This window comes from Microbacterium shaanxiense (assembly GCF_054779995.1).
Map to the genome: position 1 here is coordinate 685859 of NZ_BAAGXE010000001.1, position 16680 is coordinate 702538.

Here is a 16680-nt window from a genome sequence, read left to right on the forward strand (position 1 = left end):
CGGTCACTAGACTTGACGCGTGGTCACTCGTCTCTCGAAATTCTTCCTCCGCACGCTCCGTGAAGACCCCGCTGAAGCGGAGGTCGTCGGTCACAAGCTGCTGCTGCGCGCCGGCTACATCCGCCGTCAGGCCGCCGGTATCTTCGCCTGGCTCCCGCTGGGTCTGAAGGTCAAGGCGAAGATCGAGACCATCGTCCGAGAGGAGATGGCGAACGCCGGCGCGCAGGAGGTGCATTTCCCCGCCCTCATGCCGCGCGAGCCCTATCAGGCCACCGGCCGATGGGACGAGTACGGCGACCTGCTGTTCCGCCTGCAGGACCGCAAGGGCGCCGACTACCTCCTCGCGCCCACCCATGAAGAGGCCTTCACGCTGCTCGTTAAGGACCTGTACTCGTCGTACAAGGACCTGCCGCTGACGATCTTCCAGATCCAGGACAAGTACCGCGATGAGGCCCGTCCCCGTGCCGGCCTGCTGCGCGGACGCGAGTTCACCATGAAGGACGCCTACTCGTTCGACGTCTCCGACGAGGGCCTCGACGAGAGCTACACGGCGCAGCGCGACGCTTACGAGCGCATCTTCCAGCGCCTCGGCCTCGAGTACGTCATCGTGCAGGCGGATGCCGGCGCCATGGGCGGCTCACGCAGCGAGGAGTTCCTGCACCCGACGCCCGTCGGTGAGGACACGTTCGTGCGCAGCGGCGGCGGCTACGCCGCGAACGTCGAAGCGTTCACGACCGCGGTCCCTGACGCCGTCCCGTACGACGACGCGCCCGAGGCGACGGTCTTCGACTCGCCTGACACACCGACGATCCAGACCCTGGTCGCGCATTCGAACGCCGTGCTCGATGGCGAGTACACCGCAGCGGACACGCTCAAGAACGTCGTCCTCGCGCTGACTCACCTGGATGGCACTCGTGAGCTCGTGATCGTCGGTCTTCCCGGCGACCGCGACGTGGACGAGAAGCGCGCCGAAGTGGCGTTCGCCCCCGCCGAGGTCTCGACTGCGACCGACGACGACTTCGAGAACAACCCGCTCCTCGTGAAGGGCTACATCGGCCCCTGGTCGCCGACGGGCGCCGTCCTGGGTGAGGAATCCGCCACCGGCATCCGCTACCTCGTCGACCCCCGGGTGTCCGAGGGCACTCGCTGGATCACCGGCGCCAACATCGACCAGAAGCACGCGCACTCGGTCGTCGCCGGCCGCGACTTCGAGGCCGACGGCATCGTCGAGATCGCGAACGTCCGCGACGGCGACCCCGCACCGGACGGGTCGGGCCCGGTCTCGCTCGCCCGTGGCATGGAGATCGGCCACGTGTTCCAGCTCGGACGCAAGTACGCCGAGGCGCTGGGGCTCAAGGTCCTCAACGAGAACGGCAAGCTCGTCACCGTCACGATGGGCTCCTACGGGATCGGCATCACCCGCATCCTCGCGATCATCGCCGAGCTCCACAACGACGACAAGGGCCTCATCTGGCCGGCATCCGTCGCACCGTTCGACGTGCACGTCGTCGCGGCGGGTCGTGATCAGATCGCGTACGACGTCGCGGAGAAGGCCTCCGCCGCTTTGGAGGCCGCCGGATACGACGTGCTCTACGACGATCGTCCGAAGGTGTCGCCGGGTGTGAAGTTCGGCGACGCCGAACTCGTCGGCATCCCCAGAGTCCTCGTGATCGGGCGCGGCGCTGCCGACGGCCAGGTGGAGCTGTGGGATCGCCGCACGGGGGAGCGCGACGCGCTCTCGCTGGATGATGCGATCGAGAGACTGACGTCCTGACATGAGCGACTCGCAGCCGGACGAACTCACCGCGGCGGTCGACGAGATCATGGCCGACGCCGGGATCACGAAGAACCGTTCGTTGATCCGGCGCATGCTCAGCACCGGCATCCTGCTGGGCCAGGAGGACACCGACCGGCTCGACCTCAAGATCGCGTCGGCCGCGCTCGTCGAGATGCGCGATGCGTTCCGTCTGTTCCGGCCGTACGCCGATGTGCCGAAGGTCACGGTCTTCGGCTCGGCACGCACGACCCAGGACGACCCGCTCTACGTCCAGGCGCGCTCGGTCGCATCCGTGCTCGCCGAGCGCGGGTGGATGGTCGTCACCGGCGCAGGGCCGGGCATCATGCAGGCCGCTGCCGAGGGTGCGGGGGAGAAGATGGCGCTCGGCGTGTCGATCCGTCTTCCTTTCGAGGAGAAGCCGGATGCCGTCGTCGCCGACGACACGCACCGTGTGGAGATGAAGTACTTCTTCACCCGCAAGCTCATGCTCGTCAAGGAATCGACCGGGTTCATCTGCCTCCCCGGCGGTTTCGGCACGCTGGACGAGATGTTCGAGCTGCTGACGCTGCAGCAGACGGGCAAGGCCGAGCCGATGCCGATCGTGCTCCTGGACCAGCCAGGCGGCACGTTCTGGAAGGGGCTCGAGAGGTTCATCGTCGAGAGCCTGATCCCGGCACGGGTCATCTCGGCCGACGACTTCGACCGTGTGCTCGTGACGGACTCCGCCGAGGAGGCCGTCGCCGAGATCACCGGCTTCTGGCGCAACTACGACTCGCTGCGGTGGGTGGACGACGTGCTGATCCTGCGGCTGAAGAACACGCCTACGGATGCCGAGATCGACGGACTGAACGCCGAGTTCGCCCCACTGCTGGTCGATGGTCGGATCGAGCTGATCGGCGCCCACGCGATCGAGCAGGCGGACAACGACCGCGTAGAGCTGCCGCGGCTGGCGCTGCGCCTGCGCCAGCGCGAGGTCGGCGGTCTGTACCGGCTCATCGACGCGATCAACGCGCTCGGCTCTGCGGCCTGAAGCCACGGGAAAGGTCGCCTGCATCTGCTGTGAAGCGGATGCAGGCGACCTTTCGTCGTGTCAGCCGGTCAGTCGCGCATGCGCCGACGCGCGCGGACGGCGATCGCAGCACCGGCGGCGAGCAGCGCGCCGCCCAGCGCGAGCAGAGTCATCCAGACGCTCTGGTCGAGGCCGGTGGCAGGCAGTTCACCATCCGCTGTGCCGCCGCCGCTTCCGGGAGCCGGTCCCGATCCGCCGTCCTCGCCCGGTGCGGTGGGGCTCGGAGACGGAGTCGGCTCTGCGGCTGCGGCGATGGAGAACGGCACCGCGACAGGATCCGATGCGCGTGCACCGAGTGACTGCGTGAGCTGTGCGTCGTAGGAGCCGGCGGAGAGCCCGGTGAGCGTCAGCGTCCAGCGGCCGTCCTGGTCCACGACCGTGGTGCTCGAGGTCGGTGCGGCCTGCGCCGCGGCGACGGTCGCGACCGCGTCCTGCGCCACCGGCGCCGTGGTGTCGATCCGCACATCGGCCCCTGGCAGGCCGGTGCCGTCGAAGGTGACGGACTCGGTTCCGGCAGGCAGCGTCCCTGTCGGCGCCGAGGAGATCTGCAGCCCGGTCAGATCAGCGCGCTGGGTGAGCCATTCGGCAGGTGTCGTCGGGCGGTCGATGATGCGCGTCTCGCCGATGCACCCGTGCCAGCCGTTGCGTGCGGCGTCATCGACCCAGTCCGCGCCGAGGATCCATGGCATCCCCTCGTTCCACGTCATCCCGACGGTGTCGACGGCGTTGCGGAGCACGGGTGCACCGTCGACGTACATCGTCGTGGTCTGCGTGTCGGGGTCGTTCACGATCGCGACGTGGGACCAGCTCCCGGTCATGATCTCACCCGACCAGTTCACTCGGTCGCCCTTGGAAGCATCTGCGGAGAGGCTGGAGTACTGGAACTCGCGCAGGTTCGAGATGCCGAGGGCCGTGGGTGATGCCGTGTAGTCCCACTGGCTGGGCGGCATCTCCGTCCACGAGCGGTTACCGCTGCGCACCAGCGCCTTGGACCAGCCGTTCTGCGACGCGGTCCAATCGGCGTCGAGCTTCACGAACGTCTCGATCGTGTAGCCGTCGGAGAGATCGACGTCGTTGACGGCGGCGTCCGCCGCAGTCGTCAGGTAGCTGTAGCGGGTCGCGGAGGAGTCCGCGAAGCACACGGCCGCACCGTCGGACGAGAAGCCGTGCACATCGGCGCTCTCGACGGTGACGTCGCCCCACTCGGCTCCGACCGCGTCGGTCGACGCGGGATCGACTCGACGCAGGTCGTTGTCGCCCGCGACGTCTTCGACCACCGCATCGGCGTCGACCACGCCGTCCAGGCCGTTGAAGCGCCAGTGGGCGACCGTACCGGCCGCTTCGACGAAGTCGCGCTCGTCGCCGGGCAGCTCGGTGGAGATCGGGTCTGGTCCCTCGAAGCCGTCCAGCAGGAGGTCTCTGGCCCGCTGCGTCAGAGACGGCTCGTCAGGGGTGGCGCCCTCACCGAAGGCCGGGTTGAAACCGGCGAAGCGCTCCGTGAAGTCGATGTCGATGCCGTACTGCTGCTGCGTGCCCTCGAGGAACGGCTGGTCGTAGCTGGTGAGCGTCTCCTGCGGCTTGGACACCACCCACGGTGACGCGGTCTGAGCCTCGATCCGTCCGTTGGTCAGATCGAACTCGAGCAGGCCGAGATAGCCGTTTCCGCCCTCGTACGCCATCTGGTAGTCGATCAGCACCTCGTGCACCTCGTGGCCGAAGTCGTTGATCTTCGTCAGCCGTGAGGCGCCGTGAAAATGGCCGTTGAAGGTGAGGAAGATCTGGTCATTGCCCGCGATGAGCTTGTCCCAGAGCATCAGGCCGTACTCCGTCTCGCGAGGGGTCGCGCCGTCCGCCTCGACGTTGAGCACCTCGTGGCTGGTGAGGATCACAGGCACCGTCGGGTGCTCGGCCATCACCGAATCGGCCCATGCGAGCGTGGCGTCCGATACGCGCCAGGGGAGAGTCAGCACCATGAACTCCTGGCCCTCCGCTTCGAAGATGTGATAGCGGCTGAAGCCGGTCGGGTCGCTGCCCTGGTAAGTAGGATCGGCTGCGGCGCGCTCGGTGCCGAACCACTTCAGGAACGGCTCGGCGGCCAGGTCGTAGTCGGTGTCGACGAGCGCGTCGTTGCTGTCGAGGACGTCGTGATTGCCCGTGAGGATCGAGTACGGCGCGCCGGCCTGCTCCAGGTTCCTCATGGCGGCGTCCGCGGCCTGCCACTCCGCCTCCACGGTGGCGCGATCGACGACGTCGCCGACGTGAGCGGTGAAGGGGATGTGCAGCGTGTCAGCGTTGTCCGCGATCCACTGCGTCTGAGTGGCGAAGGGATCGGTCCCGTACCGGGGCTGGAACTGCTCGGCGGAGTACCTCGAGTAGAACTGCGTGTCCGGGAGGACGGCGAATGTGAAGCGCGACGCCAGATCTGCGCCTTCGTCGGCAGCGGCGGGTGCTGAGGCGGGGGTGGACTGCGCTGAGGCGGGAGCGGCAGCCCCGAGGAGCAGACTCGTGGTGAGACCGACGGCGAGGACGCCGGCTGTACATCGTGCCGCGAGTGCGACGGGGGACACAGGGAGTGATCGTGGTGATCGCAAGAGTGGATCCTTCGAGGAGGAACGGACGGGAGGACGTGGCGATCGGCCGGGTTGCTCCGGGATCGCCCGGGTGACTCACGTTCGTGTGCGCGGGTAGCCGAAAAGTGGCCGTTGCGTCGACGTCGTATGGCCCGTTGGCGACGAACGCGGTGCTGATACGCGGAGACCTCCGGATGCCGGGCTCGCGGTCGCAACGGTTCAGCGGCCGTTCACACTCCGGTCACATGAGCCGACGATCCTGACCTGAGCACCCCGATGAGGAGGACTCGATGACCATTGCAGAAAACATCCGCCGCCCGCTTCCGATGGCGGACCACGTGCGCGGCAAGCGCTCAGCCGTCACCTGTGAGCTGAAGTGCGCGAACGCGTGCCTCGGGCCGGAATGCAACACCTCGGCGAACCAGGACTTCCGCTCGATCGCCTCGGCCGTGTTCTCCCGACGTCAGCTGTTCGGCCTCGGCGCTGCCGCCGCCGTCGCGATCGCCGTCGGCGTCGACCGCGCGGCACCGGTGTCCGCTCCTGGTGCCGCGGGCGTCGGGGGCCTCGGCGTCTCCACCGGCAAGCCGGGAACCGCAGGGCTCTCCTTCGGACCGATCGCCTCCGTGCCTGCCGATATCGACGCCTTCACCGTGCCGGACGGCTACACGTGGCAGCCGCTGATCCGATGGGGCGACCCGTTGTTCTCGCGAACGCCGGCCTTCGACATCCTCGGTCAGACGGCCGAGGCGCAGCACGGCCAGTTCGGTTACAACAGCGACTACCTCGACATCATCCCCGACCCGAGCGGCAAGACCGGCGTCCTCGTGAACAACCACGAGTACGTCAACCCGAACCTCATGTTCCCGACCACCACCGACGCGGCCGAACTGCAGCGTCGCGGCGAGATCTACAAGGCCGCCCAGGGGATGTCGGTCGTGGACATCGCCCGTCGAAAGGTCGGAGAGCCGTGGGCGTACGTCGTCGACGGTCGGCGCAACCGCCGAATCACGGTCGAGACGGTGTTCGAGCTCACCGGGCCGGCCGCAGGGTCGGACCTCGTCAAGACCGCGGCGGACCCCGAAGGCCGATGGGTGCACGGCACCCTCGGCAACTGCGCCGGCGGCACGACGCCCTGGGGGACCGTGCTGTCGGGCGAGGAGAACTTCAACGGCTACTTCGCCTGGGCGGCCGACACCGCGGAGCAGAAGCGCTACTCAAACTCGAGCACGACGTCGACGTCGACCGGGTGGGAGGCCTACGACCCGCGCTTCGACGCCCACGACCCCGACTACGTCAACGAACCCAACCGCTTCGGGTACATCGTGGAGGTCGACCCGCAGGACCCGAACTCCACTCCGCGCAAGCACACGGCCATGGGGCGCCTCAAGCATGAGGGCGCGAACGTGCACGTGGCGGAGGACGGCCGCGTCGTCGCGTACATGGGCGACGACGAACGAGGCGACTACCTCTACAAGTTCGTGTCGAAGAACCGGATCTCGGGGTCTCGGAAGAAGAACCTGAACCTGCTCAGCGAGGGCGACCTCTACGTCGCGACGTTCCGCGGCAACTCGCCGGCCGCCGAGATCGTCGGCACGGGCGCGCTTCCCGCCGACGGTGCGTTCGACGGCACAGGCGTCTGGGTGCCGCTGACGCAGGGCGGCAAGAGCGCGGTTCCCGGATTCACCACCGAGCAGGTGCTGGTGTACACCCGCCTCGCCGCGGACGCGGTCGGTGCGACGAAGATGGACCGACCGGAGGACGTCGAGCCGAACCCGCTCACCGGAAAGGTGTACGTGGCTCTCACGAACAACTCCGGCCGCACGGCCCTCGACGAAGCGAACCCGGTCACCGGCAACCGGTACGGTCACGTCATCGAGCTCACCGAGACCGCAGGTCAGTCGGGTACGACGTTCGGCTGGAGCATCCTGCTGCTGTGCGGTGACCCCGCCACCTTCGACAACGCCTACTTCGCGGGCTTCCCGAAGGAGCTCGTGTCGCCGATCTCCTGCCCGGACAACGTCGCCTTCGACTCGGAGGGCAACCTGTGGATCTCGACCGACGGCGCCCCGAGCACGATCGGACGCGCAGACGGCCTGTTCAAGGTGCCGCTCACCGGATCCGAGCGCGGGCACGTTCAGCAGTTCCTCGCGGTGCCGCGTGACGCCGAGACCTGCGGACCCGTCATCCACGACAAGGAGGGGCTGGTCTTCGTCGCCGTGCAGCACCCGGGTGAGGACGGCACTTTCGAGGCTCCGAACTCGCTGTTCCCCGACTACGGCTCGAGCGCGCCCGGCGATGCGCCGAACGCGCCGCGACCGGCCGTGATCCAGTCGTACCGCGCGTGATCTGAGACGAGAGGCGATCGCCGGGAACTCCCGGCGATCGCCTCTCGCGTGCATGCGAGAGTGTCACGCGACGGCGTACACGGGGTATCGTTGTACGGATGTCGCGCGTGCGAACCTGCGCGACGAGAGCTGAATAGGGAGGCCGTTATGGACATCGAATTGGGGCTGCTGCGCGGGATCGAGAAGGAGAAGGCGATTCCCTTCGACGAGCTCGTCGCGATCATCGAGCAGGCCGTTCTGACGGCATACGGCAAGCACGTCTCGGAAGAGGGCGCCATCCCTGAAGGGGTTCGGGTCGAACTCGACCGCAAGACCGGGCACGTCGCCGTGCTGCAGCCGGTCAAGGACGACGACGGCGCGATCATCGGTGAAGAGGACGCCACCCCTGACGACTTCGGTCGCATCGGCGCGTTCGCCGCCAAGCAGGTCATCAGCCAGCGCCTGCGCGACATCGCGGACGAAGCCGTCCTCGGTGAGTTCAAGGGCAAGGAAGGCGACATCGTCGCCGGCGTCATCCAGCAGGGGCCGAACCCGCGCATGATCCACGTCGACCTCGGCAGCGTCGAGGCGATCCTGCCTCCGGAGGAGCAGGTCCCCGGTGAGGACTACGCGCACGGCTCACGCCTGCGCGTCTACGTCACGGCGGTCGCGAAGGGTCTCAAGGGGCCGCAGATCACGGTCTCGCGCACCCACCCCGGCCTCGTGCGCAAGCTGTTCGCACTCGAGGTGCCGGAGATCGCCGCTGGGCTCGTCGAGATCGTCTCGCTCGCGCGCGAAGCCGGCCACCGCACCAAGATCGCCGTCAGATCGGACGATCCGTCGATCAACGCCAAGGGCGCCTGCATCGGAGAACTCGGGCGCCGCGTCCGCGCCGTCACGGAGGAGCTCGCGGGGGAGAAGATCGACATCGTCGATCACGACGTCGACCTCGCCACCTTCGTCGCCCACGCGCTCTCGCCGGCGAAGGTCACGAGCGCCTTCGTGCTCGATGCGAACACCAAGGCCGTGCGCGCTCTCGTACCCGACTACCAGCTTTCTCTCGCCATCGGCAAGGAGGGCCAGAACGCCCGACTCGCAGCCAAGCTGACCGGTGCGAAGATCGATATCCAGCCCGACAGCATCCTGGACTGAGGCCGGGTCGCGGAATCGGGACCCGACGGCGCGGTGTAAGATGGAACCTGTACGAACATGCGTCGGTTGTCGCGTGCGTGCTTCCCGATCCGCTCTTCTCAGGGTGGTGGTCACCGACGGCGTCCTCATCATCGATGAGCGCGCCGCGATGACGGGGAGGGGCGCCTGGCTCCATCCGACGCGGGAATGCATGGAAGCCGCTCTGCGGCGCCGCGCTTTCGCACGAGCCCTCCGTGTGTCCGAACCACTGGACACGCAGACCATCGAGAAACGGCTGAATGGCTATGGAAACAAAGTGAACGGCTCGAAATGAGACCCGTCCGCAACTAGTGGTCTGCCCTGCCTGGGTGGACCGACCCAGACAGGAGAATTGTGGCTGCCAAACCACGCGTACACGAGATCGCCGCTGAGCTCGGCGTCGACAGCAAGTTCGCACTCGCAAAGCTGAAGGAGCTCGGCGAGTTCGTCAAGAGCCCTTCGTCGACCATCGAGCCCCCCGTGGCTCGCAAGCTCCGTGCGGCCATCGAGGCCGACGGCGCCGCGGCGCCCAAGGCGGAGGAGAAGCCTGCTGCAGCGAAGCCCGCTGCAGCGAAGCCCGGTGCGGCCAAGCCCGGTCCGAAGGCACCGACCCCCGGACCCAAGCCCGGCCCGAAGCCGGCACCCGAACCTGCGCCCGCGCCCGCCGAAGCACCGGTCGCCGCTGCGCCCGCTCCGGCTGCCGAGACGCCTGCTGCGGAGGCGCCTGCCGCCGCCGCACCGTCCGATGACAAGGGAGCACCGAAGCCCGGCGCCCCGCGTCCGGGCAACAACCCCTTCTCGTCCGCTCAGGGCATGGGGCAGCGCCCCACCGGACCCCGTCCGGGCAACAACCCCTTCGCATCCGCTCAGGGCATGGGCCAGCGCCCGACGCCGGGGAACATCCCGCGTCCGCAGGCTCCCCGCCCCGGGGCACCCCGCCCTGGCGCACCGCGTCCTGGCTCGCCCCGTCCCGGCGCTCCCCGCTCCGGCGGTCCCGGTCGTCCCGGTGGTGCACCGTTCCAGCAGCGTTCCGGCGGCCCCGGCCGTCCCGGCGGTGCCGGTGGTGCGCCAGGCGGCGGTCCCGGCGCTCGTCCGGGTGGCGGCTTCGCAGGTCGCCCCGGTGGCGGCGGCGGCCGCGGCCGTGGACCCGGTGGTGGAACCGCAGGTGCCTTCGGCAAGGGAGGCGGCAAGTCCAAGCAGCGCAAGTCGCGTAGGGCGAAGCGGCAGGAATTCGAGATGCGGTCGGCTCCGGTCGTCGGTGGCGTCAACGTCACCCGCGGCAACGGAGAGATCATCCGCATGCGCCGCGGCGCGTCCATCGCCGACTTCGCGGACAAGATCGAGACGCTGACCGGTTACACCGTGCAGCCCGGAACCCTTGTCACGATCCTCTTCAACCTCGGCGAGATGGCCACGGCCACCGAGTCGCTGGACGAGGCGACCTTCGAGGTCCTCGGCGAGGAGCTCGGCTACAAGATCCAGATGGTCTCGCCCGAGGACGAGGACAAGGAGCTCCTCGAGGGCTTCGGCCTCGACCTGGCCAAGGAGCTGGAGGAGGAGAGCGAGGACGACCTCGAGATCCGCCCGCCGGTCGTCACGGTCATGGGTCACGTCGACCACGGTAAGACGCGCCTCCTCGACGCGATCCGCAAGACCAACGTCATCGAGGGTGAGGCCGGAGGCATCACCCAGCACATCGGTGCCTACCAGGTCTGGACCGAGCACGAGGGCCACGAGCGCGCGATCACCTTCATCGACACCCCGGGTCACGAGGCGTTCACCGCCATGCGTGCCCGTGGTGCGCAGGTCACCGACCTCGCGATCCTGGTGGTCGCGGCCGACGACGGCATCATGCCGCAGACGGTCGAGGCGCTCAACCACGCCCAGGCGGCCGAGGTCCCGATCGTGGTCGCGGTCAACAAGGTCGACAAGCCCGACGCCAACCCGGCGAAGGTTCGTCAGCAGCTGACCGAGTACGGTCTCGTCGCCGAGGAGTACGGCGGAGATGTCATGTTCGTCGACGTCTCGGCACGTGCCGGCACGGGTATCCAGGAACTCCTGGACGCCGTGCTGCTCGCGGCCGACGCCGGCCTCGACCTGACCGCGAACCCGAACAAGTCCGCACGTGGTGTCGCCATCGAGGCGAAGCTCGACAAGGGCCGTGGTTCGATCGCGACCGTCCTCATCCAGTCCGGAACGCTGCGCGTCGGCGACTCGATCGTCGCGGGCACCGCATACGGCCGTGTCCGTGCGATGCTCGACGAGAACAGCGAGGCCGTCGAAGAGGCGGCTCCGTCGCGTCCGGTGCAGGTGCAGGGTCTGAACTCCGTGCCGCGCGCCGGTGACGTGTTCATCGTCACCGAGGAAGACCGCATGGCCCGCCAGATCGCTGAGAAGCGTGAAGCGGTCGAGCGCAACGCCCTGTTGGCCAAGGCCCGCAAGCGCATCTCGCTCGAGGACTTCACCCGTGCGCTCGAAGAAGGCAAGGTCGAGACGCTCAACCTCATCATCAAGGGCGACGTATCCGGTGCCGTCGAGGCGCTGGAGGAATCGCTGCTCAAGATCGAGGTCGACGACACGGTCCAGCTGCGCATCATCCACCGCGGTGTGGGTGCTGTCACGGAGTCGGATGTGAACCTGGCGACGATCGACAACGCGATCATCGTGGGCTTCAACGTCCGCCCCGACCCCAAGGCCCGTGAGGCCGCGGCTCGTGAGGGCGTGGATGTCCGGTTCTACTCGGTCATCTACTCCGCGATCGACGAGATCGAGAGCTCCCTCAAGGGCATGCTCAAGCCGGAGTTCGAAGAGATCCAGTCCGGTGTCGCCGAGATCCGCGAGGTGTTCCGCTCCTCCAAGTTCGGCAACATCGCCGGTGTCATCGTGCGATCGGGAACGATCACGCGCAACGCCAAGGCCCGCATCATCCGCGACGGTGTCGTGCTCGCCGATGGCCTCGCCATCGAGTCGCTGCGCCGCTTCAAGGACGACGTCACCGAGGTACGTACGGACTTCGAGGCCGGTATCGGTCTCGGCAAGTTCAACGACATCCAGATCGGCGACGAGATCGAGACAACGGAGATGGTCGAGAAGCCTCGCGGCTGATCGCATCACTCATGAGGGGCGCCCGAGGGCGCCCCTCATTCGTCACACGGAAGAAGAAGGAAATGGCTGGAGAACGACAGGCACGTCTGGCGGATCGCATCCGCGTCATCCTGGCGGAGCGCCTCGAGCGGGGTCTGCGCGACCCGCGGCTCGGCTTCGTCACCATCACCGACGTCCGCGTCTCCGGTGATCTGCAGCACGCATCGGCCTTTTACACGGTGCTCGGCACCGATGAAGAGCGGGCCTCGAGCGCTGCCGCACTCGCGTCGGCGACGGGGATGCTGCGCAGCGAGGTGGGCAAGCAGCTCAGCACCCGCCTGGTGCCGACCCTGGAGTTCATCCCCGACGCGCTCCCCGAGAACGCCGACAACATCACCGCGTTGCTCCGTCAGGCGCAGGAGCGTGACGCCGAAGTGGCCAGGCTCGCCTCGTCCGCCACGCACGCCGGCGATGCGGATCCCTACGTGCGCTCCGAAGAGGACGACCAGCAGCAGTGATCCGCGGCTGATCAGCGGGGGAGTCGGAGCAGGTGCTCCGACGCCTCGGCGAGTCCGTCCGCGATGAGGGAATCGATCGCACGATCGCGCTGCACGGCATCCGCCCAGTCGTGGATGACCGCATCGAGCGGCAGCTCACCGGCGGCCGCGTCGCGCAGCGCCTTCAGCACTGCACCGCGGGCCTGCCGGTCGGAGCCCTCATACCTGGCCTGTCTGCGGCGCTCGTCCCCGGTGTCGGGAAATCCGGATGAGGCCCACACGCAGTCGCCCGCTATCGGGCAGCGGCCGCATCTCGGCGTCCGCGACGTGCACACGGTGGCGCCGAGCTCCATCATGGCGGCGTTGAAGACGGCGGATTCCTCATCCGATTCGGGAAGCAGCGCCCCCATCACGACAAGGTCCCGACGTGCGGCCGGCCCGGGCTGGGATCGTCCTTCGATCGCGCGGGCGATGACGCGGCGCGTGTTGGTGTCGACGACAGGATGCCGGTCACCGAACGCGAACACCGCCACGGCCCTGGCGGTGTAGTCGCCGATCCCTGACAGCGCGAGAAGTGCGTCCACATCGCGCGGCACTTCACCGGCGTGACGTTCGGTGATCTCGATCGCGGCGCGGTGCAGCCACAGTGCCCTGCGCGGATATCCCAGATTCGCCCATTGGAGCACGACTTCCGCGGGCGTCGCCGCCGACATCGCGGTCGGTGTGGGCCAACGGGCGAGCCACGCCTCCAGATGAGGGATGACCCTGGTCACGGGCGTCTGCTGCAGCATGAACTCGCTGACCAGCGTGCCCCATGCGCCGAACCGCTCATGGAACTCCGGCTGACGCCACGGAAGGTCCCTGGCCTCAGCGAGATACCAGTCCGCGAGCAGCGGGGGCAGGTGCGAGGAGGGGGTCGGGGTCGCAGGCACCTCGCCAGCCTATGCGGAATGCCCTGTGGCAGCGCTCCGGCGCGCTCGTGGTCGTCGGTAGGCTGGGGGGATGGTCGCACCCGGCATTCTTCTCGTTGACAAACCAGGCGGGCTGACCAGCCATGACGTGGTCGCACGGACGCGGAAGGCGTTCGGCACCCGCAAGGTCGGGCATGCGGGAACGCTCGATCCGATGGCGACGGGCCTGCTGGTGATCGGGATAGAAGGCGCGACACGGCTGCTCACCTACGTGGTCGGCGCGGACAAGACGTACACATCGACGATCCGGCTCGGTCAGACGACCGGGACGGATGACGCAGAGGGCGAGATCACGCGCACAGCCGATGCGGCCGATGTGGCCGCGGTCACGGGCGAGCAGATCAGGGCGGCGATCACCGAGCTCACGGGCGAGATATCCCAGGTGCCGAGCGCCGTCTCCGCCATCAAGGTCGACGGTCGTCGCGCCTATGATCTCGTCCGCGCAGGTGAACAGGTCGAACTCAAGGCGAGACAGGTCACCGTGTCGCGGTTCGATGTCATCGAGGAGCGTCGCAGCACAGGCGTCATCGAACTCGACGTGGTCGTGGACTGCTCCTCGGGCACCTACATCCGTGCGCTCGCACGCGATCTCGGCGAGGCTCTCGGCGTCGGGGGGCATCTGACCGTGCTCCGTCGCACGAGGATCGGTCCGTTCGACGTCGACGACGCGGTCGGGCTGGATTCGCTTGCGGGCGCGACGACGCTGACTCCGGCCGACGCCGCGGCGTCGATCCTGCAGCCCCTCGCGGTCACTGAGGACGATGCGCGCGACCTTCGGCACGGCAAGCGACTCAAGGATCAGGCCTCGAGGCTCGACGACGTGCTCGCTGCGGCCATCGATCCCGACGGTGCGCTCGTCGGGATCGTCGAGAAACGCGGCGGGGATCTCAAGAGTGTGATGAACATGCCGGAGAGTGCACGATGATCCTCTGGTTCACGACCCTCCAGATCGTCGTCGCCGTCGCGGCCGGCCTCTTCTGCATCATCGCCGGGCTCGCCCGGCGGCGCCCGAGCGATCTCTCGGTGGGGGCGCTCGCGCTCGTCGAAGTGCTTCTCGTCGTGCAGATCATCATGGCGATCATCGCGCCGTTCGCAGGGAACCCGCCGTCGGGCGATCTGCTGGAGTTCTGGGTCTACCTCGTCTCCGCCGCTCTCCTGCCGATCGGGGGCGTGATCTGGGCACTGCTGGAGCGCAGCCGCTGGAGCACGGTGATCCTCGGCGTCGTCGCGCTGGCCGTGGCGATCATGCTGTGGCGGATGCAGGTGATCTGGACCATCCAGATCGGTTGATGCGCGGCGCTCGAGCGCGGCTCGCGCGCTTAGGATGGAGGATGCTATGAGCATCACCGCAACCCGCAATCGGATGACCGGCATCGGCCGTGTCCTCGTCATCGTCTACGCCGTGATGGCTCTGGCGGCCACGGGTCGCAGCTTCGTGCAGATCGTGCGGAAGTTCGATGAGGCGCCGCTCGCCTACTCGCTCTCGGCGATCGCCGCCGTCGTGTACATCCTCGCCACTCTGGCGCTGGTGCTCGCCGGCCGTCGTGGCTGGTACACGGTCGCGTGGGTCGCCATCCTCTTCGAACTGGTCGGAGTCGTCGTCGTGGGCGTCCTGAGCCTCGCCGTGCCAGAGCTGTTCCAGCACGATTCGGTCTGGTCGGTCTTCGGGCGCGGATATCTGTTCATTCCGCTGGTGCTGCCCGTGTTCGGCATCTGGTGGCTGCGCACGCACCGTCCCGTCGACGCGGCGCTCACGGTGGAGGCGAAGGCGTGATCGTCTTCCGCGATCCGAGCGAGGTCCCAGCTGACTTCGGGCCTTCGGCTGTCGCGATCGGCAAGTTCGACGGCGTCCACGCCGGACACCGTGCGGTCATCGAGCGCCTGAAGGCGGATGCCGCGGCATCCGGTGCACGCGCGGTAGCCGTGACCTTCGATCGCAATCCGCTGGCGCTGCTGCGTCCGGAGATCTGCCCTGAGAACGTCGTGTCGGTGGAACGCAAGCTCGCGCTCCTCGGCGAGCTCGGTCTCGATGCGACCCTGCTGCTGACGTTCGATCGCGCCCTTGCATCTCGTACTCCGGAGCAGTTCGTCGAGGAGTTCCTGGTCGCCGCGCTGCACGTGTCGACCGTGCTCGTCGGTCGCGACTTCCGTTTCGGCCGCGGGGGAGCGGGTACTCCTGAGCTGCTGGCAGAGCTCGGGCCGACGTACGGGTTCACGGTCGACGTCGTCGATGACGTGTATCTGGACGACTCGGAGCGCCGGGTCTCGTCCAGCTGGATCCGCGAACTGCTGGCCGAGGGCGACGTGCGCACAGCAGGGGACGTGCTCGGTCGTCCGGTCGACGTCCGCGGCGAGGTCGTCCACGGGCTCAAGCGCGGACGCGAGCTCGGCTTCCCGACCGCGAACCTGTCCGAGATCGTCGACGCGCTCGTCCCCGCCGACGGCGTGTACGCGGGCTGGCTCGTGGATCACGACACGAGGACCCGATACCCGGCGGCAGTCTCCGTCGGGACGAACCCGACCTTCGACGACGTGCTGGTGCGTCAGGTCGAGGCGCACGTGCTCGACCACGACGCGCTCGATCTGTACGGGCACGATGTCACGGTGGAGTTCACCGAACGGTTGCGGGGCATGGTGGCTTTCGAAGGCATCGAGGCGCTCATGGCGCAGATGGCGGCCGATGTGGTGGCGGCGCGCGTCCTGCTGACAGGCGAAGTGCGCACGTAGACGAAAAGCATTCCGCTCGGACCTCGTCAGCGCTACGCTTGCGCCGTGAGTCCTTGGGAGATCGTGCTCGCCGTCGCGGATGCGCCGAAGGCGCCCAACCTGTGGGGAGCGCTGGGGTGCGCCATGGCGTACGCCGCGGCGCTGCTGGCGGCGCTGGACGCCTTCGCCGACATGCTGCTGGCCCGTGGGACGACGGCGTCGGCGTTCGGACCAGCTCACGGGCTGAAGTTCGGTGGCAAACTCGCCGCCGCGGGCATCACGGTCGTCTCCGCCGGAGCCGTGCTGGCGCTCGATTCGAACTGGTTCGCGTTCACTGTCCTGTCGGTCGTGTTCGTCGTCGTGGTCTCGGCGGCGGCGCTGGTGATGCGCCGCACTGCGAGGAACGGGCGCGTGCAGGCGGAGATCGCCCCGCGATGACGTAAACTAACGGCAGGTCTTCTTCCGCGGAGCGCCACAACGGCGCCACGAGGATGACCGCACAACGTTCGCAC

14 protein-coding genes are annotated in these 16680 nt (G+C 68.0%); 12 read left to right on the forward strand and 2 right to left on the reverse strand.

Annotation, left to right across the window (positions count from 1 at the left end; all coding sequences use genetic code 11):
- Positions 1-19: 19 nt before the first annotated feature.
- The gene (locus ACYVG2_RS03170) at positions 20-1774 is read left to right on the forward strand and encodes a proline--tRNA ligase (protein ID WP_460779643.1); all 1755 of its coding nucleotides are present in this window, start codon (positions 20-22) and stop codon (positions 1772-1774) included.
- A 1-nt stretch (position 1775) separates the two neighbouring features.
- Positions 1776-2807, forward strand: a complete 1032-nt coding sequence (locus ACYVG2_RS03175; protein ID WP_448965311.1) for an LOG family protein — start codon at positions 1776-1778, stop codon at positions 2805-2807.
- Between the two features lie 68 nt (positions 2808-2875).
- On the opposite strand, the gene ACYVG2_RS03180 is transcribed toward ACYVG2_RS03175, so the two are convergent.
- Positions 2876-5437, reverse strand: coding sequence for a LamG-like jellyroll fold domain-containing protein (locus ACYVG2_RS03180; protein WP_460779644.1), 2562 nt, complete (start codon positions 5435-5437; stop codon positions 2876-2878).
- Positions 5438-5706: 269 nt separating this feature from the next.
- Between ACYVG2_RS03180 and ACYVG2_RS03185 the strand changes: the two genes are divergently transcribed.
- The 5 genes from ACYVG2_RS03185 (at position 5707) to rbfA (ending at position 12512) form a co-directional block, all read left to right on the forward strand.
- Positions 5707-7761, forward strand: a complete 2055-nt coding sequence (locus ACYVG2_RS03185) for a PhoX family protein (RefSeq protein WP_460779646.1) — start codon at positions 5707-5709, stop codon at positions 7759-7761.
- A 147-nt stretch (positions 7762-7908) separates the two neighbouring features.
- Entirely contained in the window at positions 7909-8892 is a 984-nt protein-coding gene (gene nusA, locus ACYVG2_RS03190) for a transcription termination factor NusA (RefSeq protein ID WP_448965314.1), read from the forward strand.
- Positions 8893-8932: 40 nt separating this feature from the next.
- Positions 8933-9205, forward strand: a complete 273-nt coding sequence (locus ACYVG2_RS03195) for a YlxR family protein (protein ID WP_448965315.1) — start codon at positions 8933-8935, stop codon at positions 9203-9205.
- Between the two features lie 59 nt (positions 9206-9264).
- Positions 9265-12015: a translation initiation factor IF-2 gene (gene infB / locus ACYVG2_RS03200; RefSeq protein ID WP_460779647.1), complete on the forward strand. Its 2751-nt coding sequence runs from the start codon at positions 9265-9267 to the stop codon at positions 12013-12015.
- A gap of 62 nt (positions 12016-12077) precedes the next feature.
- Positions 12078-12512 (forward strand): 30S ribosome-binding factor RbfA, encoded by a 435-nt coding sequence (rbfA, locus tag ACYVG2_RS03205; protein ID WP_448965317.1) that lies wholly within the window; start codon positions 12078-12080, stop codon positions 12510-12512.
- A gap of 11 nt (positions 12513-12523) precedes the next feature.
- Here rbfA and ACYVG2_RS03210 read toward each other — a convergent pair whose 3' ends face one another.
- Positions 12524-13423 carry an HhH-GPD family protein gene (locus tag ACYVG2_RS03210; RefSeq protein WP_460779648.1) on the reverse strand — a complete coding sequence of 300 codons (900 nt, stop codon included), beginning with the start codon at positions 13421-13423 and terminating at the stop codon, positions 12524-12526.
- Positions 13424-13493: 70 nt separating this feature from the next.
- On the opposite strand from ACYVG2_RS03210, the gene truB reads away from it, so the two are divergent.
- The 5 genes from truB (at position 13494) to ACYVG2_RS03235 (ending at position 16606) form a co-directional block, all read left to right on the forward strand.
- Positions 13494-14387: a tRNA pseudouridine(55) synthase TruB gene (gene truB / locus ACYVG2_RS03215; RefSeq protein ID WP_460779649.1), complete on the forward strand. Its 894-nt coding sequence runs from the start codon at positions 13494-13496 to the stop codon at positions 14385-14387.
- Positions 14384-14752 carry a hypothetical protein gene (locus ACYVG2_RS03220; RefSeq protein WP_460779650.1) on the forward strand — a complete coding sequence of 123 codons (369 nt, stop codon included), beginning with the start codon at positions 14384-14386 and terminating at the stop codon, positions 14750-14752. Before truB ends, ACYVG2_RS03220 begins: the two co-directional genes overlap by 4 nt.
- A gap of 73 nt (positions 14753-14825) precedes the next feature.
- Positions 14826-15236: a hypothetical protein gene (locus tag ACYVG2_RS03225; RefSeq protein ID WP_460779931.1), complete on the forward strand. Its 411-nt coding sequence runs from the start codon at positions 14826-14828 to the stop codon at positions 15234-15236.
- The gene (locus ACYVG2_RS03230) at positions 15233-16189 is read left to right on the forward strand and encodes a bifunctional riboflavin kinase/FAD synthetase (protein WP_460779651.1); all 957 of its coding nucleotides are present in this window, start codon (positions 15233-15235) and stop codon (positions 16187-16189) included. Before ACYVG2_RS03225 ends, ACYVG2_RS03230 begins: the two co-directional genes overlap by 4 nt.
- 45 nt (positions 16190-16234) lie before the next feature.
- Entirely contained in the window at positions 16235-16606 is a 372-nt protein-coding gene (locus tag ACYVG2_RS03235; protein WP_448965322.1) for a hypothetical protein, read from the forward strand.
- Positions 16607-16680: the final 74 nt, after the last annotated feature.